This window comes from Pedobacter albus, from assembly GCF_036324255.1.
Taxonomy (GTDB): domain Bacteria; phylum Bacteroidota; class Bacteroidia; order Sphingobacteriales; family Sphingobacteriaceae; genus Pedobacter; species Pedobacter albus.
Map to the genome: position 1 here is coordinate 189,038 of NZ_JAZDQT010000003.1, position 22,225 is coordinate 211,262.

The window sequence follows — 22,225 nt, forward strand, 5'->3', positions numbered from 1 at the left end:
ATATAGCTTTTCTCATCAAAATTACAAAGGCAGTTCCAGGTGGATATCGTCGGGCTCCATGGCCCACAGCTGCGGGTTTATTTCGGTAGCGAGCTGTGCTCCTTGAGCCAGGTAAAAGTCTACGGTATGTTGGGTCGGCGTGGCCGAAATGTATAAATGGCTTGCTTCAAAAGTGCGCGCTATGATTTTAATGGAGTGTAAAAGCTGTTTGGCAATGCCTTGGCCACGATGTGGCCTGCTTACATACAGGATGTCCATTTTGCAATAGCTTTTATCCCGACCAAACAACGGCAGGGCTACCGATGCCATGCCCACCAATTTATCTTGTTCAAAGGCGCCCATTATCTTTCCGCCAGCCTGTAGCAGCTCGCTTTGGCGCTGCATCAGTTCCGAGAGTTCTTCGGCGGTAAAACCCGTAGCCAGTTGTGCATCGGCTATCAAAACCAGCTGCCCGTTTTGAAGCTGGTAGCTTGCCTCGATGGCTTCGCTTCGGTCTATTTCGGCCAGTCGATAAAGCTCATCGGCCTGCATTGCGCTTAAAAACATGGCTGTTGTTTTATTTCAGGGCATCAATTTCGTCTTGCAATTTTTTGGGCAACGATTTCAGGATAAGCATATAAGAATGGTCGATCTGCTCTTGCAGCTGTTTGAACGAAAGACCGCCATCCAAGCGAACCGAATTCCAATGCTTTTTGTTCATGTGAAAACCTGGGGTAATTTCCCAGTGGCGCTCGCGGAGTTCGATGGCCAATTCGGGATCGCATTTTACATTGAACCAGGTGCCATTGTCTAAGCCGATGAGCAAGAAAATCTTTTCGCCAACTTTAAAAACAAGCGTTTCTTCACCAAAAGGAAAACCTTCCGTAGCTCCGGGTTTGCTGAGGCAATAATCTCTGAGTTCTTCGATGTTCATGTGCTTCGATTAAGGGATACTCAAAGAACGGATATTTTCAAGAAATTAAGGGGCTTTCTTTTGTCAAAAAATCACAACAACGAAACTTATATTTGTGTACAGGCGTTTAATTCAATAAAAATATCATGAGCTGGTCTGCCCAACAATACAGCAAATTCGAAGCGGAGCGTAATCGTCCAATTTTCGATCTTTTGGCACCTATTCCTACCACAAGCGTTCGCCAGGCGGCCGATATAGGCTGTGGCCCCGGAAATTCTACCGAACTCTTGCTCAACAAATTTCCAATGGCAAAGGTAATTGGCATGGATAGTTCCGAAAATATGATCGAGGTAGCCCGCAAGCGTTTGCCACAAGTACAATTTGAGCTTGCCGATATTGCCAATTGGTCAAACGAAGGACCGTTTGATGTGCTTTTGGCCAATGCGGCCCTGCAGTGGGTTCCCGATCATGCCACCTTGTTCCCAAAATTGATCAATAAGCTGGCCAAGGGCGGTACCCTGGCCGTGCAGATGCCGGATAATTTTGAAGAACCGGCCCATCGCTTAATGAGAGAAATGGCCAAAAACGGACCTTGGGTCGAGAAATTGGCCCATGCGCACCAGCGGATAGACAGGCAAAGCGCCGAATGGTATTATTCGACCTTGCGCCATCAAACAAGCCGATTGGATATTTGGCGTACGGTTTATTACCATCCGCTTCAGGGTGGAGCCAGAGCCATAGTGGAATGGTTTAAGGGAACCGGATTAAGGCCTTTCTTGCAACCACTTAATGAAGCCGAACAACAGGATTTTCTGGCGCAATACGAGGAGGCCTTAAGCAAGGCTTATTCCATTTATCCCGATGGTACGGTGCTTTTGCCCTTTCCACGGCTGTTTATTTTGGCTACGCGTTAAGACTGGATAAAGTGCCAGCAAACTCCGGCTATATCAATCAGGTTCATTTCCTGTCCGTAAGGCTGCTGGGTAATTGTGCCGATGCGGATCTTGAATTTTTCGGGAATATGGTTGGCTAGGATAAAATCGCGATAGGCCTGTACATTGCTTACCTGTACGCTGATCATCAGGTTTTGGGCAAATTCTTCGTGGTCGTAGCGTTGCAGTATAAATTTGCAGCTTTCGTTTTCAAAACCCGCATAGTCGCCTGCATCCCAGGCAAGCCTAAAGCCAAGGGCCTGAAAAAGCTGTTTAGAACCTTCGAAATCTTTACCTGAAGGCACAAAAGGTTCGAGTGATTGAAATTGGAAATCCATTATTGTTTCTTGTTTAAAGTTGAACGGCAAGCCTTGCTGTTCGGTATATCGTGGTTTTAAATATAAGCAAGTCTTTTGGTTTTCGATGTTCCATCATCGCCTAAAAAACAAGGCCCCAGCAAATGCCGGGGCCAAGCAACTAAACAGGATTTATTAAGGGACTTTTATTGTTTTGCGTTGGGTGGTGTGCGCACTGAAATAACCTAAAGCGCCACCTTGTATATTGGTTAAGGGGTTAGAAGGAGCCGCGTTGTTGCCATTACCCGATGCACCGTTGCGCAGGCTATAAAAATACTTGTACACGGTGGCATCAATGCACTGCATCTCCATGGTCAGGTCGTCGCCTTTTTTCAGGTCGATACTCAGATCGTCGTTGGGATTGTTATAGTTCAGGATGGTGTTTACCGTTTGCCCCGGCGTAAACTCGTCGTTAAAGGTAAACAAGGTCTTTTCTTTTTTGTTGTTGAGGTATTGTACAAAGCGGTAATAGTTCTGTTCTCCTGCCGGATCTTTGTACTTAACCACGGCAAAAGTGCGCGGAACATTGTCTTTATTAAGGTCGTATTTGCTTTGGCTCACGTAAACACTATCGAGCGGTACTACTTTGGGCATCGTACAGTTGGCCGTATAGTTTTTACCGGCAAGGCTTACCAACAGGCGGTACGAATTGCCCGGCGCACCCACCAGCGTAGCGGCTTGGTAAATGCCTTTGCTGGTTTCGGTAAGGGAATAAGCCGTGCCATTGTTTTCAATGCTTACCTGCGCGCCGCTTACGCCGTTAAAACTGTTGTTGTCCTTAAAATCTTTCGTGGTGCTGATCAGTACCTTGGCACCACCGGCCTCGTTGCTTACCGTAGCTTCGATTACATAATCTGGCGTTGCATTTTCGAGCTGGAGGTCTATTGCTTTTTCGCAGGAAGAAAATAAGCATCCGATGATTAAAAAATAGCCAATATAACGTGAAGTTGAACTCATGCCATTAAAATTTAAAGTTATAGGAAATAGAAGGAACAAAGGTGAATAAGGTTGTTCTTACGGCTTCGGTTTGGGTAGGATCGCCTTTTTTGTCCCTGAAAAATATGGTGTAGGCATTTTCGCGCCCATAGGCATTATACAGGCCCAATACGAGTTCTGAAGAGAATTTTTTGGTCTGTTTCAGCTGTTTGGTTGCCCCCAGATCTAAACGGTGGTAACTTGGCATACGCGAAGCATTGCGACTGGTGTAATAATAATAGTTGACGCCATCAATTTGGTATTTGCCGTTCGGAAAGGTTACCGCATCGCCGGTATAGTAGATGAAATTGGCCGATAGAGTCCACTTATTGGTGAGCTTGTACATGGCCACCACGGCGATGTCGTGCGTACGGTCTTGGCGGGCGTTGTACCATAGGTTATCGTTAATGCCGTCAATTTTCCGTTCCGATTTAGAAAGCGTATAGCTGATCCAGCCGGTTAATCGGCCTGCTTTTTTCTTAAACAGCAACTCGAGGCCGTAGGCCCTGCCTTTGCCATAAAGCAATTGCGTTTCTATAGGCTGATTGGTAAAAATATTGGCGCCGTTACGGTAATCGACCTGGTTGTACAGCTGTTTGTAATAGGTTTCGGCGCTCAACTCGTATTGGTGCTCGCTAAAATCGCGGTAATAGCCAACAGAATACTGGTCGGCCTGTTCGGGCTTGATGATGTTGGTGCTGGCCACCCATTTATCGGTAGGCGAACCCGCATTAGAATTGCTGATCAGGTGCAGATTTTGAGCGTTGCGGGCGTACGATGCCTTTACCGAACTGTTTTCGTTCAGCTGATAGGCCATAGCCAGGCGAGGCTCGAGGTTGTAATAGGTTTTGACCAATTCGCCAGAAGCGTAACTAGTGTTGCCTATAATATTGCCGTTGCCATCCAAATCGTAATAATCGCCTTTGCCCAAAATGCTAAATGCCGATATCCTGAGGCCATAGGTAAGCGAGAAACGGTCGGTAGCCTTCCAGGTATTGCTGGCATAAACGGCATTTTCCCACGAGTAGCGGTTCTGCAGGTTTTGCGAAAGAATGCCCGAATTGCCAGTGGCCGAAATCTCGCCCGGCTTAATGGTATGGTAAATGCTGTTAAAGCCAAAGCTGACCGAGTTTTTGCTGTTGGCATACCATTGCAGGTCTTCTTTCAGGTTCCAATCGCGCAGCTGCGAAAAAATGTTGTATTCGTTTACATCTTCCTTAATGTTGATGTTGTATTTGTAATTGCTAAAACTCGCCGAAGTGTTGGAAAAGAGCTTGTTGCTAAAAATGTGGTTCCAGCGCAAAGTGGCTATGCTGTTGCCCCAGTTGATATCGGCCACATCTCTTGCCACCAACACGTCTTTGCCCAAATAGCCCGAAACATACAAGCGGTCTTTTTCGCCCAGAATGTAATTGGCTTTGAGGTTAAAATCGTAAAAGTAAAGCTGGTTGCGGTTGATGGTGCTGTCGCTCGAAAGCTTTAGGAATAGATCGGCATAGGTGCGTCGGGCAGAAAACAGGAAGGAAGATTTCTCTTTTTGGATAGGACCCTCTACATTGACCCTGGCCGCAATGAGTCCAATACCGCCACTCACACCAAATTTTTGGTTGTTGCCTTCGTTCATCTTGATATCGAGCAGAGAGGAGAGCCGGCCCCCATACTGAGCGGGCATATCGCCTTTGTAAATGCTCATGTTTTTGATGGCATCGGAGTTGAAGGTTGAAAAGAAGCCCAGCAAGTGCGAAGCATTGTATACCGGTACCTCATCCAATAAAATCAGGTTCTGGTCGGCCCCGCCACCGCGGACATAGAAATTGCCGTTGCCCTCGCCAGCCGATTTGATACCCGGCAAGAGCTGGATGGTTTTCATGACATCTTTTTCGCCAAAAAGTACCGGTACGTTTTTAATGTCTTGGATGTTGAGTTTTTCTACGCCCATTTGCGGATTGCCCAAATCGCGACTGCCTCTGGCCTTGGCCACAATATTTACGGTAGCCAATTCCTGCGAGTTCTCTTCGAGCGCGAGATCCATTTTTTTGTTGCCATCGAGCGTGAGGCTGATGATTTCGTTCTTCATCCCTACGGCCGATACGGCCAACTGGTAGTTGCCTTTGGGCAGGGTGAGCGAGAAAAAGCCATATTCGTTGGTCGAAGTGCCTTGCGAGGCCCCAACGGCCCTAATGGTAGCTCCAATAAGGGTTTCGCCAGAGGCCTTCGAAGTAAGCGTACCACTTACGGTAAACTTGCTGTTGCTGGCCGGATTAGCCGCCGGAACGGCGTTTGGCTTTTTTAGCTTCTCGGCATCAAAACGGATCAGTATTTCCTGGTCCAGCAAACTGAAAGTATAAGGCTGGTTGCTCAGCGCTGCGGTTAGCACATTTTCAAGCTTTTGGTTTTTGGCCTCGATGCTAATTTTGGCCTGGCTGCTGGCCACGGTTTCGTTGTAGGTAAACCTTATGCCGCTGGCTGCCGTAATTTTATCCAAAGCCTGTTTTAAAGGCTCGTTTTTGAGGCTAAGGGTAATCGGCTTATCCAAGGGGCTGCCTTGTTGCGCCATAAGGGGGACATGCGTAACCAAGAAAAGCAGCAAGGCCAGCAACGTCACTTTAACAAATAAGGGGAGCTTCATCACAATATAAAAAATGGACATGAACCCGTAAGGTTCGGTTTTTTTCATGATTTTAAATTTAAGGGTGATCGACTTGTCTCGAGCTTTGGAGACTTTAAACAGGTTCTTTTGTGGTTTGGTTAAGCCCGATCCTTAGAACCGGGCTTTTTCATTGTGTGTGGTGTTTGGGGGTGTTTTTTGTTAATTATTATTGGGGTTTTTGGGTTGCAGTAAATAGGTTTTGCCGTCTTTGTGCCAAGTGATATCCATTACGGCCGCTAGCTTGTCCAAGGTTTGTGGCAAGGGAATGCTGGTTTTGAGCTGGCCGTAAAAAGCTTTGTTCAATAACGAAGGAGCCAGCTGTATGCTGATGCCATATTGCATTTCCAAGGCTTGGCTTACCGTTAACAATGAAGCGCCGTTATAATTGAATAGACCGATGCGCTGCTCAATAAACTGCTGGGCCTCCGGGTAGTTTTCCTTAACCAGGCCTTTCGTCCTTTTGTTAAAGACTACGCGCTGGTTGGCTGTCATGATTTCGGTTTTTTGCTGTGCCGTAACCCCAACCTTGCCGCTAACTACCGTAACTTCGGCCTTGTTGGCGGCGGGATAGGCCCGTACATTGAAGCTGGTACCCAGTACAATGGTGCGCATGGCGCCCGATTGGATCACAAAAGGATGTTCTGGATCGTGTTTTACTTCAAAAAAGGCTTCGCCACTTACTTGTATTTGTCGCTCGTGGCCCCTAAACGCATTCGGATAACTGATTTGCGTAGCCGGACTCAACCATACCTTGGTGCCATCGGCAAGCTGAATTTGACGATGTTGCCCAGGCAAAGTAGCCAATTGCATCTGTTGCACTGGATTAAACAGGTTTTGGATCGGTTCTTTAAACAAGGTAGCCCCAAATACAACAAGCACTACGGCTGCCACGGCCGCTATGCGTGGCCATAGTTTAAAGGTTTTTGGCTGGGCCACTTCTTGGGCCAGTTGCTGGTCGATGTTGGCTTTTAGGTGCGCTTTCAGTTGTTGTTCATCAACATACTTGCTCTCGCTCAACAACAGTTCTTCGTCGTTAAAACTGTTGTACCATTGCTCAAAACGGATTTTTTCTTCGGGCGTAAGCGTGCCATTTTTCCATTTGTAGGCCAGTTCCTGTAATTGTGGGTTGGGTTTTTCCATGCGTATGCCGAGCATCTTTTAACATATAGTCAATGTTGCACGGCAATACCCTTAGTCGGTCATGAAATTTATTTTCCGAGCAGGAACAAAAGCAAGGGCAGGGAAATCTTCAGGCTTTGCCTCAAACTGCTTAGGGCTTTGGAAAGATGCGCTTCGACGGTTTTTTCGGAGATGCCCAGTTCGCTGGCAATTTCGGCATAGGTCTTGTTTTCTTCGCGACTCATCAAAAAGACCATTTTGCACTTGGGCGGCAATTGGTTGATGGCTTCGCCTAAAAGTTGGCGCAATTCTTTTTCGGCTAGCCAATCGTTGGTGCTGTCGGTGGTTTGCGGAGCCGAATTGGCCAGATTAACCAAATGCTGCTGCTGTTTGTACTGACTGGCCAAATGGTTAATCACTTTGTATTTGATGGCGGCCGAAAGATAGGTGGCTATGCCGTTTTTGATTTGCAAGTCGGCACGGCGCTGCCATAGGCTTACAAAAATATCCTGCACAATTTCTGTAGCAACATCTTCGTCGGCGGTACGGTGCATGGCCACGGCAAAGGCCTTGTCCCAATAACGATTGTAAAGCTCGGTAAAGGCCAAACGGTCGTTAGCGCCGACCAGTTTTAACAGCTCGTGGTCGCTGGCATTTTCATGAAAAGACTGCTGTAGGGCCAGAGGCATTTTTGCGTTTGTGGTTTAAACTATAACTGCAAAATTAAGAACAAATTGCATGTTGGCTTCTCCTTAACATTTTTTAACCCAATCTAATCTATTGTCTGATGAAGTGGGCAGTTTTGTTAAAAAGGGCCGATTAAAATGACGGATATCTTAATTTGCCATGATTAGATAACCTATTCTTGCCTAAAGTTACGGCTTTGTTCAAATTTAATGGGCTGATAATTAAATAAATAAATTTTTCAGGTCTTAATCGGTCTGTTTTTTAGGAGGTTGGCTCGATTTTTTAAAAGAATAGGCATCAAATTTGTGCAATTCGGTTACACAAACACTAAAACCAACGGAGATTTTTAACGCCATTTTAATCGACCGAATAAATGCTGCCTTTGGCGGCATTTATTGTTTATGGGCAGGAGCCGCTGCTTAAGTTTCATCATACATTTTTATAGACCTGTTTTTTGTTTACTTTAGGTTGAAAAATTACATCATCCTCCATGAAAAAATTAGGTATTTTACTACTTGCAATCAGCAGCTGTTACGCGGCGGTTGCCCAAAACCAAACGGCAACAAATTATTTTAATGAAAAAGACAGCGTTCAGATTAGCGGAAAGATAATTGGTTATAAGCCTGGTCAAGGCGACCATTTTATGACCTTTTCTACCTACGATCTTAGGGGAAAAGCTACCAACGAGGCTATTCAGATTAAAGAAAACGGAGATTTTTGGATTAAACTTTACCAGCCCTTTGAAGGCGATATGCTTTTAAATTACAAAGACGCTTTCATAGACCTTTATACAAAGCCCGGAACAGTCATAAGACTGGAAATTAATAATGATAAAATAAGTAGCGAAAAAAATAATGAAGGCGCTGTTGTTGCTTTTGGACAATTTGCAGCGCTTAATAATCTTTTGTTTAGGTTTCATCAAGAATTTGCCCAGCAGCCGTTTAGCAAGGTAAACATGGGCGATAAAACCCAAAGTGACAGCTTGTATGCTGCGCGTAAAATGGCAAGATTGGATGAGCAATTGAGATTCTTGGATTCTTTCGTTAAACAACACCAAGTGAAGGACCAGTTCTTTATCAATTGGAAAAAAAACGAGCTGCAATACAAGACAGGTATTGATATTTTATTTTTTCCTTTTGCAGGTAAGTTTAATGACAAGATTGTCCAGTCTCAACTGCTCAAAATTATTGAAGCAATTCCGATTAATAATCCAGGAGCCCTGAACAACTCGGCTTATTATGGGTTCTTGAAAATGTTGAGCACAGGCCAAGAGATTATGGTTAATATCAACCCCAGCTATGATTTGGCGAAGAAGCAAACAGGCAATGTGATTGATTTATATTTAAATGAGGTTGACAAATTCTCAACCGGGCCGAGCAAAGACATCTTACATTACAACCTGCTTGTAGATAAAGCCAGTTTTGTAAAGGATACTTTGGCTTGGGATAGACAGGTAAAGACGATATCAAACCCATTTCTCCGCCAAAAATTGATAGAGAAGAAAGCAAAAACAGTGAAGGGCTTCACTTCGTATGCTATTCTTGATCGCCTGCAAAAGCTTAAGGCAAACAAATCTTTAAAACAAAAACTGATCGACCTCTTTACCCAAACCAAGGGAACAAACTTATACATTGATTTTTGGGGAGATTGGTGTGGCCCCTGTATGGCCGAAATGCCAAGCTATCCCAGGTTGATTGATGCATTTAAAGGCAAACCGCTTAAATTCTTGTTTCTTTCGGCTTTTACAACCGAAGAAAACATGTTGGCCGTTAAAAAGAAATATGGCATTGAAGCAGAATTTGTGAATCTCAATAAAGATGAAGTCGCGATTTTAAACAATGTGTTCGAGTTTTATAGCTATCCGTCTCATTTTTTAGTGAATAGTGAAGGCAGAGTGGTTGCTAATACTTTGGGACATGTTGGTGAAGGAGCAATTGGCGAAAAGGTACAGGCATTTGATAAAATCTTAAATCAGAAATAGCATTCGAAGACAATGAGCTCAATTTATAACCTATTTTGTTAAGTTATTTATTGAGCTCATCGTTTGTGTAAGCGCTGCAGATGTATTATTCTTGGTACTTTAAACACGAACGGGCTAAACCTTTTAATTTTATACCCCATCAATTAAACAATGGCTATGAATAAATATTTACTTACAGTTGCAGCGCTTGCCTCGGCATTTGTTGCCAATGCCCAGCAGGGCAAACTAACAGCCAAAGATTATGAGCGTGCCGAAAGCTTTATGGCTTATAATACCTCGCCACTTATCGATAAGGCAGGAATTTTTCCGAATTGGTTAGAAAACGACCAATTTTGGTACACCGTGAAAACGGCTAACGGTTCTCAGGATTTTCTGGTTAATCCGGCCAAAAAGAGCAAAGTGGCGACAGATGCCTATAAAAATGCCGAAGCACCACGCGCGGCCAGGTTTAGGGGCAATAACGAGGTGTTGTCGCCCGATGGCAAAAAAGCCGTTTTTATTAAAGACTGGAACCTTTGGGTACGCGATGTAGCCAGCAACAAACAAACCCAGCTTACTACCGACGGGGTTAAGGACTACGGCTACGCTACCGATAATGCCGGTTGGACCATGAGCGATGGCCCGATTGTACGCTGGTCGCCTGATTCTAAAAAAGTGGCCACTTTCCAGCAAGACCAACGCAATGTAAACAACATGTACCTGGTAACCACCAATGTGGGTGCGCCGGTACTCAAACAATGGAAATATCCTTTGCCTGGCGATAAGGTAATTGCCACGATCAGAAGGGTGATTGTCGATGTGGAAAATGCAAAAGTAATCAGCCTGCAAATTCCGCCAGATCCGCACCGCGCTACCTTAAGCGACGACATTGCCAGTAGTGGCACTTTTGACGATATCGATTGGAAAGCGGATGGCTCGGAAATGGCTTTTCTTTCTACCTCTCGCGATCATAAGCAAGAGAAATTCCGCATTGCCGATGCCAATACTGGTGCCGTACGCGAGGTTTTTGAGGAAACCGTAAAAACCCAGTTCGAGTCGGGCCGTGGAGCCATTAACTGGCGCTACTTGCCGGCAACCAAAGAAATTTTGTGGTATTCGGAGCGCGACGATTGGGGCCACATGTACTTGTACGATGCCACCACCGGCAAACTGAAAAACCAAATTACCAAAGGGCCATGGTTAGTGGGCCGTTTGTTAAGGGTTGACGAGAAAAACCGCGTAATTTACTTTACAGGTCATGGCCGCGAAAAAGGCAATCCTTATTTTGCCTACCTCTACAAAGTGGGTTTCGATGGCAAAGGCTTGACCCTGCTTACGCCAGAAGAAGGCAACCACTCGATTACTTTCTCGCCGTCATATAACTATTTTATCGATACCTATTCACAGCCAGATGTGCCACCAACCATGAACTATCGTGATGTAAAAGGCAACCTGATTACAGCGTTAGAAAAAACAGATGTATCGAGATTAGCAGCTAAAGGCTGGAAAGCGCCAGCTCAGGTAAACGTAAAAGCCCGCGATGGCAAAACCGATATTTACGGACTGGTATTTACGCCAACTAACATGGATCCGAACAAGAAATATCCGGTTATCGATTACATTTATCCAGGTCCACAAGGTGGTAGTGTAGGCAGCTGGTCGTTCTCGGCTTCGAGGGGCGATAACCAGGCCTTGGCCGAATTGGGCTTCATCGTGGTGATGATTGAAGGTACAAGCAATCCTTTCCGTTCAAAAAGCTTCCACGATATGAGCTATGGCAACATGGCCGATAATACTCTGCCAGATCAGATTGCAGCCATTAGACAACTGTCGGCGAAATATCCAATCGATACCAACAAGGTAGGCATTTGGGGCCATTCGGGTGGTGGCTTTGCTACAGCAGCCGCTATGTTCCGTTATCCTGATTTCTTTAAGGTAGGTATTGCCGAATCGGGTAACCACGAAAACCGCAACTACGAAGACGATTGGGGCGAACGCTACAATGGTTTGGTAGAAAACTCTGATTACGAAGCGCAAGCCAATCAGAACTATGCCAAAAACCTGAAAGGAAAACTGATGTTGGCACATGGTATGATGGACAACAACGTACCGCCTTACAATACGCTTTTGGTAGTAGAGGCCTTGAATAAAGCCAACAAAGACTACGATTTGGTTATTTTCCCTAACAGTGCACACGGCTTTGGTGCTTATTCGCCTTACATGATGCGTCGTCGCTGGGATTATTTTGTAAAAAACCTGCTTAATTTAGAACCGCCAAAAGAGTATCCGTTAAGAGGAACTACTGCGGCGAGGAACTAATTCTTTAAAAATCGTCATGGCGAACGTAGTGAAGCAATCTCTTCGATACAGATTGCTTCGTCAAGTTGTTCCTTGCCATGACGATTTTTTTTACCTCAAAATAGGCAGCTTGATGTAGCTGTCGTTATACCATTTTACCTGTAAAGGCTCTTTGGCATCTTTGATGCTTTCCAGATTTACATCTTTGCCTGTACCATAATTGATCTGTTCGCTGGCACTCTTGTTAATGTTTACCAAGGCTACAATGCGGCTTCCTTTGCTCAACTTTTTGACGCTGAGGTAAGTATTGCTAAAAGGCAGGGTTTCTTTTTTGCCCGGTACCAGCAGTTTTCTCTTGCTGTGGTTGGCTGCATAGCTTGCTCTGCCCATAAAGTAGGAGAGGTAAAAGTATTTCCCTTCGGGTGTAAGCTCAAACAACACCACGCTATAGTCCATATCCTTTTTGTTGATCATGACCTTCATCTGTCCGGTAAAATTGCTGGTTAAATTAACGGCTTCGGGCAAGGGCTTGCTGTAAAACATCAGCCCGTTATGGAACAAAGTATCGTAAGTAATGTTGCGCAACCAAAAGTAGCTGTGTTTATTGCTGCGGTCCTTAAAATCTATTTCCTGCTTTAAAAAGGCTTCTTTTAAGGGTTTTTTGTCGCTCAGCTTAAAAACTTCTTGATCGCGTGCATTGCTGAGGTAAAGCACCAGCGAATCGTTGGCCATTTGTTTTAAGGATGGCGCACTTAGCCATTGGTTGGCACCCATCAGCTGATAATTCACTTTGTCTTTCAAAACCGTTGGTTTAGGGCCTCCCTTTAAAATGTAATCGAACCATTGGTAAATGATATCGTGAATGGGGATCTGTGCCACCGGATCAATTTTATAGCCGTTATACACCGAGTCGGGATAACCTTGTGCGCCGAAATGGCCATAAGGGCCAACCAATAAATAATGTTCGGCTTTCGGGTTGTATTTGAGGTGCTCGCGGTAGTAGTACATTTCGCCAATCTGTCCGCCGTCAAAATAGCCTGTGGTACTTAAAATAGGGATGTCGATTTTGGCAAAATCATCTTGGTAAGGAATCATGCTTTGCCAATAAGAGTCGTAAGAGGGGTGTGCGAGCCAACGCCTGAAGATTTTGTTTTTTGGTCGACCAAGCAGGCTGTCCAACGTAGGGTAAGGCGTACCGGCAGCATACCAGCGATCGTCAAGGTCGTTCCATTGTTTGTTGTTGTAATCGGCATTGTCCAGAAGCTTGTTATTGGTGGTGTAGTAAGTCCACGAGAATAAAAAATTCATCACCACGTTATTGGTCATGGGTACATCGAGCCCCGGAGATGCAGAAGCCGAAGTAACAATGGTTTTTAAGGCAGGATGCAAGTGCTTGGTAGCCGCCCATTGCGTAAAGCCGTTATAGCTGCCACCGTACATGGCCACCTTTTGGTTGCTCCAAGGCTGCTTGCTGATCCAATCGATTACGGCTGTAGCATCCCGCCCGTCATATTCGTAAGGCACGGCTTCATCCGGACTGTTTTTCTTGCCCCGTGTATAGGCCACTACACCTACATAGCCTTTGTCGGCCGCTTCTATAGCCTTGTTGATATCGCTGAGGCGGGCATAGATGGTAAAACTTAAAATGGCAGCCTGCTTTTCGGCCACATTTTTCTTGCGGACTACCAAGGCCGAAATCTGTGCGCCAACTTTGGTAGGAATCAATAAACTGTCTTGCACCAAGTAAGCACTCAGGTCTTTTTGGGCTGCGGGTTTAGTGGTTTGGGCTCGACTGCCTAAGCTCAGCAATAGGCAAAGCATGGCCAGGGAGAAGGTTTTTCTCATTAAAATCATATCATTAAATTAGGGGTTAATTAAAACATATTTCGGTTTTTAAATAGGGCACTTTGTCGACTGGAAGCCCTATAGCTTTCGCCGGTTTTTAACTGGAACGATAAACGGCCGTTGGCATCGGGTATAACCTGTTCAATAAAGCTGGTGTTGATCATGGTATTGCGGTTTATCCTGAAAAACAGATTGGGGTCGAGGGTCTTTTCCAGCTGGTTTAGCGATCTTTTGAAAAATACCTTTTCACGGTTAAAATACAAACGCGCATAGTTGCCTATCGATTCGATCAGGTACAAATCTTTAAATGCTATAAAATGGTATTTCTCGCCCTCCTTTACAAAAAGATGTGCGGGTTTAGTGGTATTTATATTCTGTAATTGCTGCCTGATTTTGAGGATGGCTTTCTCCAATCGTTCCTGGCGGACGGGTTTTACCAAATAATCGAGCGCATTGAGTTCGAATGCTTTTACGGCATATTGGTCAAAGGCGGTGGTAAAAATGACAGCAGGCACATGATCCAGTTCTTCCAACAATTCAAAGCCTGTTTTGCCGGGCATCTGTACATCCAAGAAAATAAGATCGGGTTTGAGGCGGTTAATCAATTCCTCAGCTTGAAAGGCATTAGAGGCTTCGCCCAAAAACGCTAAATCGGGATAGGACTTCAGGCTCCACTTCATTTCTTCGCGGGCCAAGCGCTCATCGTCTATGATCAAATAGCCTAATTTGCCCATTGTAAAGGGGTTTTTAAAGTGGCCAAAACGCTTTGTTCATCCAAAATCTCGATGCTAAAACTGGCTTTGCCGTTAAACTGAAGCTGCAACCGTTCCTGCAGGTTTTTTAGTCCCAAGCCAGTGTTGGCATGTATTTGTAGCTTACCAGGATTTTGTACCGTAGCGAAAAGAAAGCCATCTTGTGCTGTAATGCCGACGAAAATAATACCGCCCTCTGGTTGCTGTGCAATACCGTGTTTGATGGCATTTTCAACCAGGTTTTGCAGACTAAGCGGAAGCACCTTGGCGTCTAACGTTTGCGATTCGATCTCAAAACTTACCTGTAGCCGTTCTTCAAAACGCATTTTCTCCAGCTCTACATAATCGTTTATCAAATCCAGTTCTTCCCGTAAGGTAATCAAGGCATGGTCGCGGTTGTAAAGCGAAGTGCGCAAAAGATCAGAAAGGAGGTCGATAGCCCTTCTGGCAGCAATTGGGTTTTCGTTAACCAGCGCCTTGATGTTGTTGAGCGAATTGAAGAAAAAATGGGGGTTCAGCTGTGCTGTTAAATTGTCAAGTTGCGCGTTTTTGGCCACAAGGCTCAGTCGCGCACTTTCCTTGCTGGCCCTGATTTCGGCCTGGGCATAATGGTATAGGTAGTACGCTAATATCCAAATGCACATGAGGCGAATGCCCGTCATCCAAGTGGTCAACCAGCTTTGTTTGAAATAGATCGAAAGGCTTCCAACAAAATTTGGCTCCCATAATGCCCTGAACCAATAGTTTTTGGTAATGGTGAGGACCATGAAAATGCTTCCCAATAATAAGATTGCGGTAATTACAATAGGCAACAGCTTTTTGGGTCTTAGTTGTTCCCAATGTTGCTGTTTAGAAAGATTTCGGAACAGATGGGTAGGGATGATGTAGATACACAAATCACCCAAAAAATGAAATATGCCCAAGGTGAGGCTAAAGTTAGAACCCAAATAGCCTACGAATGCCCAATACAGCGCCGCCAACGACCAGCCGATGAGTTGGCATTTCCAATATAATGATAGGCTTCTTTTGGTGTTCGGCATTGGAGTTTTCAAGTTTAACGGAACAAATGAAACAAAACTATTTCAAAGGCAAAAGGAAAAGTACACGAACGTTAGGGAAGTGGTGATGAACGTTGTTTTTTTACCATCTTAGACGGCTAAGATCAGCGATATTACTACCCGCTTCGAATGAAGAAAGTAAGTATAGTTTTTTACCGCCTTAGACCGCTAAGAGAGGCTGAGGTTGGCATGTAGTTCTTCACTTCTTAATGGTTCAAAGGCATGGACAGTATGATTCTCTGCCGGAGCTTGCAGCCATGGAAATACGAAACGATATTACTACCCGCTTCGAATGAAGAAAGTAAGTATAGTTTTTTACCGCCTTAGACCGCTAAGAGAGGCTAAGGTTGGCATGTAGTTCTTCACTTCTTAATGGTTCAAGGGCATGAGCGGTATGATTCTCTGCCGGAGCTTACAGCCGTGGAAATACGAAACGATATTACTGGAGGCTTCGAATGAAAAAAATAAGTATTGTTTTTACCGCCTTAGACGGCTAAGAGAGGCTAAGGTGGGCATGTAGTTCTTCACTTCTTAATGGTTCAAAGAATGAGCAGTGTAATTCTCAGTTGGCTATTTACTGTTATGAAAACACAACACAATGTGACTGTAAGTTTCGAACGAAGAAAAATAAATTCCTTTACGTTTCGATGTGGTTAATGTTATCGTTTTTTTGTTCAACATGATCGGCAAGGCCGTAACCCTTTCTTTTGTTATCCTTATCTTTGTCTAAAAACAGGAGGATAATCAACGAAATAATGGGAATTAAAAAGGAAATAAAAAACCAGAACCAAAAATTCTTGCCGATGCTTTTGGCATAAATCCCCGCTACAATTTGTGGGATGAGCATCACGCTTAAGAGGAGGAGTTCTGGCATTGGCGATTAGGCTGTTATTGTTGACAAATGTAAAAATAACAGCCCAAACACTCACTTGGTTTTAGTAATTTTTTGTTGCTTCAGCTCATTTAAAATACTTGAAGTAATGCGGTAAAGACCACCTCCAGCCGAGGGATCGGTTTGGTTGGACAATACTACAATACCCACGTTGTAATCGGGATAAAGCATGCAGAAAGTACGGAAACCAGGTGTGCCACCATCGGTATAAAGGTAATAGTCCCAGTTAGCCGTTTTGCCGAGCGACCATTGAAAGGCATGCGCTTCCTTGTCGATATCGCCAGAAGTAATGCGATGGCTCATCTTTATCTCTTCGTCTTTTTCGGCCAGCTGATAGCTCAAATAATTGAGCATATCATTTACGTTAGAGCGTAACCCGCCTGCCGCCACAAATACCGTCGGAAAGGCCTTGGCTTCTTCTTTTTTGGCATTGTAACCCTTCAAAATATTTGATTGGGCATTGGCCGGAAATGTAACTTTAGTATTGGCCATTTTTAAAGGCTGTGCAATGTACTGCTGTACTAGATTATTGTAAGGCTGCTGGTAAATGCGCTCCAACACGTAGCCGAGCAACTGATAACCCACATTAGAATAAGCATATTTGAATTCTTTCAGGCTATCGAGTTTGATTTCATGAATCTGTTGCAGAAAGCCGGCTTCGGTAAGTGTAGCGCCGGTTGGATCTTCTTTAAGGCTATTCGGAAACTTGCTCGCATGTGCAATCAGGTAAATTACTTTTACGGGTTTGCCATCCGGATATTGTAAATTGGCAAAGCCAGCAGGCAGGTATTTTCTTATATCGGCCTGATAATCCATTTTGCCTTCTTTTACCGCGTGAGCCACCAATAGGCCCGTAAAGGTTTTGGTTATGGAACCGATTTCGTAAATGGATTGTGCGGTTGGTGTTTTGTGGCTTCCTACGGCAGTTTCGCCATAATTATAGGTGTATTTCTTATGGTTATCGATAAACCCAATCGAAAATCCAACACGGGTATTGTTTTTGAGGTATGCCTGTGCCGCTTTGTCAACTACAGAATCTAATTTGGTTTTTAATGGGTTATCGCTTAGGGTCTGCGCCGCGAGCGAGAGGCCTAGCATGAGCGAAATTGTTGTTAAAAGAAAAGTTTTCATGTCTGTTGGTTTGGTGGTTCTTTAATTAGACAAGTTCAGGCCCGTTTTGTTGCATACGATAAAGGTATGATGCTGAATTTGCCAGGAGCTAATCTATTAATTAATAAATGCTTAAATTAGGGCATGGAGAAAATCAGGACCATTATTACGGGCTCGACAGGTATGGTGGGCGAGGGCGTACTTTACGAATGTTTGCAAAACGAGGCGGTGGAAGCTGTTTTAGTCATCAACCGCAAGCCCTGTGGCTACAGCCACCCCAAGTTAAAGGAGATCATTCATGCCGATTTCTTCGACTTTTCTCCCATCGAGGAGCAATTAACCGGCTATAATGCCTGTTTCTTTTGCCTAGGCGTATCTTCGGTAGGTATGGACAAAGAAAAGTATTACCAAATGACCTATGTTTTAACCATGCACGTGGCCGAAACTTTAAGCAAGCTCAATACAAACATGACTTTCTGTTATGTATCTGGTGCAGGCACGAACACCAGCGAGCAAGGCGGTTCTAATTGGTCGAGGGTGAAAGGCAAAACCGAAAACGACTTGATGAAACTGCCTTTTGCGCAGGTCTTTAATTTCAGGCCGGGATTTATCAAACCCATCAAAGGGCTTAAATACGCACATTCGTTCTATAAATATATCAATTGGCTGTTCCCGATTGGGAGAGCGTTATTTCCCAATGGTTTTTGTACGCTCCAAGAGCTGGCCCTGGCTATGATCCACACGTTGAACCACCACAACGAAAGAAAAGCGGTTGAGGGCAAGGATATTATTGCCATGGCAAAGGAAGAACCTACCCATAACTGATGATTTCAGGATTAAAATTCAAATTTGAAGCTTCACAGGTAACTGGTCTTACTGCGTCCGAGCTTGTTAAGAATATTGTTGCGATCTTGGCAAAAGAGAATTATGAGATTGAGGATCAAACTAATCGAAGTATTGTATTTAGTCAGGAGCCCTTTGGGTTGGTCTGGAATTTTGAAGCTCCATATCTATTAGATGGTGGCCAATTTGAGTTTAAGGAACTAGGGGCCGAAACAACGGTGGTTTTAACTTATTTTGTCAGCATGGCCTATTCCTTGTTGGTGTTTATGGCTGTCATGATATTTGTTGTGGCAACTGGTTTTTATTGGGGCTTGTTACTGTTTGGGGCATTTTTTTTATTTGCTGGGGCGAGGCAATTTTTCATCACCAAAACTGTAGGAAAGGAATTGCTGGCTAAGGTACTAACGGAAACCTTCGATGCAAAAAGCACCGATTAAGGTGCTTTTCTATTATTTGTTTTCGCGTTTTCGCTCGTTGTCTTTATTCGAAGTCTGGTCGGAGCGCTGGCCACCGGCATTGCTGATGCCGTTCTGTTTTTTATCTACTTTGATATCCTGATGGGCGCGATTGGCCATTGGACCGCCTTGTACATGCGGATTGTTTTTGGGTGTGCTTACATTTTTCATCAGCTTAAATTTTAAGGTTCATCCTCGAAGAGCGCTGTTAAACTAACCTCATGCCAGTCAAATTTGTTTGCCAAAGACAACAACCTGTGGCTATTGACAAGTAAAAATCCTTTCTTTTCTTCAAAGACCATCATTTTTTAATGCTTAAAAGCACTTTTGAATTTTACTACGGAAAACCGGAAGGTAAGCAACGGTATTTGGCCATAGTTTTATGTCTGCAAGGAATTGAACCTCTGCGCTAGATAAATAGGTTAACCCCAATTGTCAGAATATTGAAAACGCTTTTATTGCTCTGCCTCAGCTGCGTGCTGTTTTACTTTTCATTTAAGCCAACAAAAACTGCCGAACTATCGACTGTAGCTACGTGCTATGGCAAAACACCCTGCAATGCTTGCTCAAATTGTTCGCGTTGCAAATATTGTGGCAATGGAGGCTCCTGTGGGGTCTGTGATAGTAAAACCGCACCAAAGCCAACAAGCAAGGAAGATCAAACGATCATTGCTCGTAAACCGAGCTTGGATGTGCAGTGTAAAGCTTTAACCAAAAAAGGAACGCGCTGTAAACGAAATGCCAGCAGTGGAGGCTATTGCTGGCAACATGGGAAATAGAATTATTCAAATTAAAACAATTTATATATGTACTTATTTTTTGATACTGAAACAACAGGATTGCCAAAGAATTGGAAAGCAGCAGTAACAGATTTGGCTAACTGGCCAAGATTGGTTCAGCTTGCCTATTTGTACTTTAATGCTAAAGGCGAGCTTATTGCTAGTGGAGACTTTATAGTAAGACCAGAGGGCTTTATCATTCCAAAAGAATCTTCTGATATACATGGCATAACAACAGAAAGAGCGATTAATGAAGGGTTGTCATTAAAAGTTGTTCTGGAAAATTTTTATGGATATTTAGATTCATGTACTCATTTGGTTGCACATAATATGAGTTTTGACGAGAAGATAATGGGCGCTGAATTGTTAAGAAATAACATGAAAGAGCTGATTAGTCAAAAATCAAGGATATGTACGATGTTGGGAACGAAAAATTATTGTGCTCTCCCAGGGCCTTATGGTTACAAATGGCCAAAATTATCAGAACTGCATTATAAGCTATTTGGTTCAGATTTTATGGAAGCCCATAATGCGGCTGCAGATATTCAGGCTACTGCAAGATGTTTTTGGGAACTTAGGAAAAGAAGACTGATTTAGTTAATGGTAATATTCTTTTCAGATTATCACCCCCAACGCCACCACTGAAATAACCACCCACAAAATCACCCCTAACACCAAGGGCTTAACGCCTACAGACCTAATTACTGTTAAAGAAAGTCCGCTGCCAATCAGAAATAAGGTAAGTGTAAGGCCGGCTTTGGCCCAGGCGGTAACGTAATGGCTGTATGCCTGTAGTTGTGGCACATAGCTGTTCAACAACATCGCCAATACAAACAAGCCAATAAAATAGGGGATTTTGATTTTGGCGGTATCGCCCTTAAAAACAAAGGCCGAAAGCAGCGAAATGGGAATGATCCATAAAGCGCGGGCCAGCTTTACTGTGGTGGCCACCGTAAGTGCTTCGGGGCCATATTTGCTGGCGGCGCCCACTACCGAGCTCGTGTCGTGTATGGCAATGGCGCACCAATAGCCAAACTGGCTTTGCGATAAGTTTAGCCAATGGCCTAAAGGCGGAAAAACAAATAAGGCAATAGCGTTGAGTACAAAAACGGTAGCCAAAGCAATAGAAGTTTGGTTTTCTTTGGCCTGTACTACGGGTGCCACCGCGGCAATGGCACTACCTCCACAAATAGCTGTTCCGGCGGCTACCAAATAGGCAGTTACTTTTTCTATGCGAAGCAATTTGGTAAGCAAGAAGCCAAGTCCAAAGGTAATCGAGATAGATAACAAGGTAAACGAAAAAGCACTTTTGCCTGTAGCGATGGCATTGTGAATGTTCATGCCAAACCCCAAACCCACTACCGAAGCCTGCAACAAAAAATGGGTGGCTTTATGGGTGTAAGAGGTAAATGGATTGCCCAACAAAATGGCCAGTCCGATGCCCAAAGCTAAAGCCAACGGCGGACTTACAAAAGGAAAGAGGCAAAGTAATGCCAATCCCATGAAAATAATTTTTGAAGCTAAAGCCCCTTGTTTAGCTTTTTGAAGAGTTGAAGAATGAAAAATAGCCATAACCAATAATTGAATGGCACAAATTTCAGTGCTTCGCCGTTGCCAAAGAAATTGCTATTGGTAATGTATCATTACTTAAAGTTATAATGAATGGCAAAATCCATAAACAGATTGCCTATAGCCTGCATGTTGCCCTGGGGTTCGATAAAGTAGAAATAGCGATCCATCGACAGATCTTTGATATCGACAACACTCAGCTTGTTTTCTTTCAATTCGTTTAAAATGGAATAGATAGATAGAAAGGCGGCGCAATCCGAATGCAACAGGTAAGATTTGATACTTTCGCTGCTGCCCAGTTGCATTTCTACCTGAAGCTGGTCTAAATGAATGCCTGCATGTTTCAGGTGGTGCATAATGATCTGCAGGGTGCCTGAGCCAGGCTCGCGCAAAAGCAGGGCAATGTTTTTAAGCTGCTCGGCTTTGAGGGTGCCTTTTTTCGCCAAGGGATGATGGCTGCTGGTTACCAGTACAATTTCGTCTTTCAAAAACTCGCTGTACTTAAAAGCGGTGTTTTTCGATCGGTTTTCTACCACGCCCAAATCAATGGTTTGTTGTGCGAGCAAGTGCTCAATCTGTTCAGAATTGGCTATGGTGAGGCTTACTTTGATGTCTGCAAATTTCTCATGAAAAGCAGCCAAAACGGCAGGCAACACATATTGGGCAATGGTGGTGCTGGCTCCAATGCGCAATTGTCCCTTATGCTGCTGGTTAAGCAGACTGATTTCAAACTCGAGCTCGCTATAAATGGCAAATATTTTTTCGCAATAGCCAAACAAAAGTTTACCGGCGGGCGTGAGCTTAATTTTGGTGCCCTCGCGGTCGAATACCTTGGTTTTAAGGTGGTATTCGATCTCCTTGATGTGCTTCGAAACCGCAGGCTGTGTAATGTGCAGTTCTTCGGCGGCCTTGGTAAAATTGAGGCGCTTGGCTACGGTATAGAAAACTTTTAACCTGAAATCGAACAAAGGCTTGGTTATTGGTAAGTTACAAAAGTAGCATTTACTTCAACACGGAGGGCTATTAAAAAAGCCGCTCCTTTTTGGAACGGCC

At 44.2% G+C, this 22,225-nt stretch carries 22 protein-coding genes; 7 read left to right on the forward strand and 15 right to left on the reverse strand.

What is annotated here, in order from left to right; all coding sequences use genetic code 11:
• Nucleotides 1-21 precede the first annotated feature (21 nt).
• Both VRU48_RS15980 and VRU48_RS15985 read right to left on the reverse strand, forming a co-directional pair.
• On the reverse strand, nt 22-546 hold the full coding sequence (locus VRU48_RS15980) for a GNAT family N-acetyltransferase (RefSeq protein WP_330108925.1): 525 nt from the start codon (nt 544-546) through the stop codon (nt 22-24).
• Nucleotides 547-556: 10 nt separating this feature from the next.
• A complete protein-coding gene (locus VRU48_RS15985; RefSeq protein ID WP_330108926.1) occupies nt 557-913 on the reverse strand; it encodes an MmcQ/YjbR family DNA-binding protein in 357 nt (118 codons plus the stop codon).
• A 125-nt stretch (nt 914-1,038) separates the two neighbouring features.
• On the opposite strand from VRU48_RS15985, the gene tam reads away from it, so the two are divergent.
• On the forward strand, nt 1,039-1,806 hold the full coding sequence (tam, locus tag VRU48_RS15990) for a trans-aconitate 2-methyltransferase (RefSeq protein ID WP_330108927.1): 768 nt from the start codon (nt 1,039-1,041) through the stop codon (nt 1,804-1,806).
• Here the strand turns inward: tam and VRU48_RS15995 are convergent.
• From VRU48_RS15995 to VRU48_RS16015, 5 genes are all read right to left on the reverse strand, one after another.
• The gene (locus VRU48_RS15995; protein ID WP_330108928.1) at nt 1,803-2,162 is read right to left on the reverse strand and encodes a VOC family protein; all 360 of its coding nucleotides are present in this window, start codon (nt 2,160-2,162) and stop codon (nt 1,803-1,805) included. The genes tam and VRU48_RS15995 overlap by 4 nt on opposite strands.
• 153 nt (nt 2,163-2,315) lie before the next feature.
• Nucleotides 2,316-3,137 (reverse strand): DUF4249 domain-containing protein, encoded by an 822-nt coding sequence (locus VRU48_RS16000; protein ID WP_330108929.1) that lies wholly within the window; start codon nt 3,135-3,137, stop codon nt 2,316-2,318.
• 4 nt (nt 3,138-3,141) lie between these two features.
• Nucleotides 3,142-5,832 (reverse strand): TonB-dependent receptor, encoded by a 2,691-nt coding sequence (locus VRU48_RS16005; protein ID WP_330108930.1) that lies wholly within the window; start codon nt 5,830-5,832, stop codon nt 3,142-3,144.
• 132 nt (nt 5,833-5,964) lie between these two features.
• The gene (locus VRU48_RS16010) at nt 5,965-6,960 is read right to left on the reverse strand and encodes a FecR family protein (protein ID WP_330108931.1); all 996 of its coding nucleotides are present in this window, start codon (nt 6,958-6,960) and stop codon (nt 5,965-5,967) included.
• Between the two features lie 53 nt (nt 6,961-7,013).
• Nucleotides 7,014-7,613: an RNA polymerase sigma-70 factor gene (locus tag VRU48_RS16015; protein ID WP_330108932.1), complete on the reverse strand. Its 600-nt coding sequence runs from the start codon at nt 7,611-7,613 to the stop codon at nt 7,014-7,016.
• Nucleotides 7,614-8,101: 488 nt separating this feature from the next.
• Here VRU48_RS16015 and VRU48_RS16020 point away from each other — a divergent pair, with 488 nt between their 5' ends.
• Both VRU48_RS16020 and VRU48_RS16025 read left to right on the forward strand, forming a co-directional pair.
• On the forward strand, nt 8,102-9,592 hold the full coding sequence (locus VRU48_RS16020) for a TlpA family protein disulfide reductase (RefSeq protein WP_330108933.1): 1,491 nt from the start codon (nt 8,102-8,104) through the stop codon (nt 9,590-9,592).
• Nucleotides 9,593-9,748: 156 nt separating this feature from the next.
• On the forward strand, nt 9,749-11,890 hold the full coding sequence (locus VRU48_RS16025; protein WP_330108934.1) for a S9 family peptidase: 2,142 nt from the start codon (nt 9,749-9,751) through the stop codon (nt 11,888-11,890).
• A gap of 90 nt (nt 11,891-11,980) precedes the next feature.
• On the opposite strand, the gene VRU48_RS16030 is transcribed toward VRU48_RS16025, so the two are convergent.
• From VRU48_RS16030 to VRU48_RS16050, 5 genes are all read right to left on the reverse strand, one after another.
• Nucleotides 11,981-13,714, reverse strand: a complete 1,734-nt coding sequence (locus VRU48_RS16030) for a CocE/NonD family hydrolase (protein ID WP_330108935.1) — start codon at nt 13,712-13,714, stop codon at nt 11,981-11,983.
• A gap of 29 nt (nt 13,715-13,743) precedes the next feature.
• The gene (locus VRU48_RS16035) at nt 13,744-14,448 is read right to left on the reverse strand and encodes a LytR/AlgR family response regulator transcription factor (protein ID WP_330108936.1); all 705 of its coding nucleotides are present in this window, start codon (nt 14,446-14,448) and stop codon (nt 13,744-13,746) included.
• Nucleotides 14,436-15,506: a sensor histidine kinase gene (locus VRU48_RS16040; RefSeq protein WP_330108937.1), complete on the reverse strand. Its 1,071-nt coding sequence runs from the start codon at nt 15,504-15,506 to the stop codon at nt 14,436-14,438. Before VRU48_RS16040 ends, VRU48_RS16035 begins: the two co-directional genes overlap by 13 nt.
• A gap of 655 nt (nt 15,507-16,161) precedes the next feature.
• Nucleotides 16,162-16,398, reverse strand: coding sequence for a hypothetical protein (locus VRU48_RS16045; RefSeq protein ID WP_330108938.1), 237 nt, complete (start codon nt 16,396-16,398; stop codon nt 16,162-16,164).
• A gap of 51 nt (nt 16,399-16,449) precedes the next feature.
• Nucleotides 16,450-17,547: a serine hydrolase domain-containing protein gene (locus VRU48_RS16050; protein WP_330108939.1), complete on the reverse strand. Its 1,098-nt coding sequence runs from the start codon at nt 17,545-17,547 to the stop codon at nt 16,450-16,452.
• Between the two features lie 123 nt (nt 17,548-17,670).
• Between VRU48_RS16050 and VRU48_RS16055 the strand changes: the two genes are divergently transcribed.
• Together VRU48_RS16055 and VRU48_RS16060 are read left to right on the forward strand one after the other, a co-directional pair.
• Nucleotides 17,671-18,351: an NAD-dependent epimerase/dehydratase family protein gene (locus tag VRU48_RS16055; RefSeq protein WP_330108940.1), complete on the forward strand. Its 681-nt coding sequence runs from the start codon at nt 17,671-17,673 to the stop codon at nt 18,349-18,351.
• Entirely contained in the window at nt 18,351-18,806 is a 456-nt protein-coding gene (locus VRU48_RS16060; protein WP_330108941.1) for a hypothetical protein, read from the forward strand. Before VRU48_RS16055 ends, VRU48_RS16060 begins: the two co-directional genes overlap by 1 nt.
• A 12-nt stretch (nt 18,807-18,818) precedes the next feature.
• Here the strand turns inward: VRU48_RS16060 and VRU48_RS16065 are convergent, their stop codons facing one another.
• The gene (locus tag VRU48_RS16065) at nt 18,819-18,995 is read right to left on the reverse strand and encodes a hypothetical protein (protein WP_330108942.1); all 177 of its coding nucleotides are present in this window, start codon (nt 18,993-18,995) and stop codon (nt 18,819-18,821) included.
• 521 nt (nt 18,996-19,516) lie between these two features.
• Here VRU48_RS16065 and gvpO point away from each other — a divergent pair.
• Both gvpO and VRU48_RS16070 read left to right on the forward strand, forming a co-directional pair.
• Nucleotides 19,517-19,603: a gas vesicle protein GvpO, halophile-type gene (gene gvpO, locus VRU48_RS19665; RefSeq protein WP_431311641.1), complete on the forward strand. Its 87-nt coding sequence runs from the start codon at nt 19,517-19,519 to the stop codon at nt 19,601-19,603.
• A 27-nt stretch (nt 19,604-19,630) separates the two neighbouring features.
• Nucleotides 19,631-20,200, forward strand: a complete 570-nt coding sequence (locus tag VRU48_RS16070) for a 3'-5' exonuclease (protein ID WP_330108943.1) — start codon at nt 19,631-19,633, stop codon at nt 20,198-20,200.
• 18 nt (nt 20,201-20,218) lie between these two features.
• On the opposite strand, the gene VRU48_RS16075 is transcribed toward VRU48_RS16070, so the two are convergent.
• Both VRU48_RS16075 and VRU48_RS16080 read right to left on the reverse strand, forming a co-directional pair.
• Nucleotides 20,219-21,106: a YeiH family protein gene (locus tag VRU48_RS16075; RefSeq protein ID WP_330108944.1), complete on the reverse strand. Its 888-nt coding sequence runs from the start codon at nt 21,104-21,106 to the stop codon at nt 20,219-20,221.
• Between the two features lie 140 nt (nt 21,107-21,246).
• Nucleotides 21,247-22,140, reverse strand: coding sequence for a LysR family transcriptional regulator (locus VRU48_RS16080; RefSeq protein WP_330108945.1), 894 nt, complete (start codon nt 22,138-22,140; stop codon nt 21,247-21,249).
• Between the last annotated feature and the right edge of the window lie 85 nt (nt 22,141-22,225).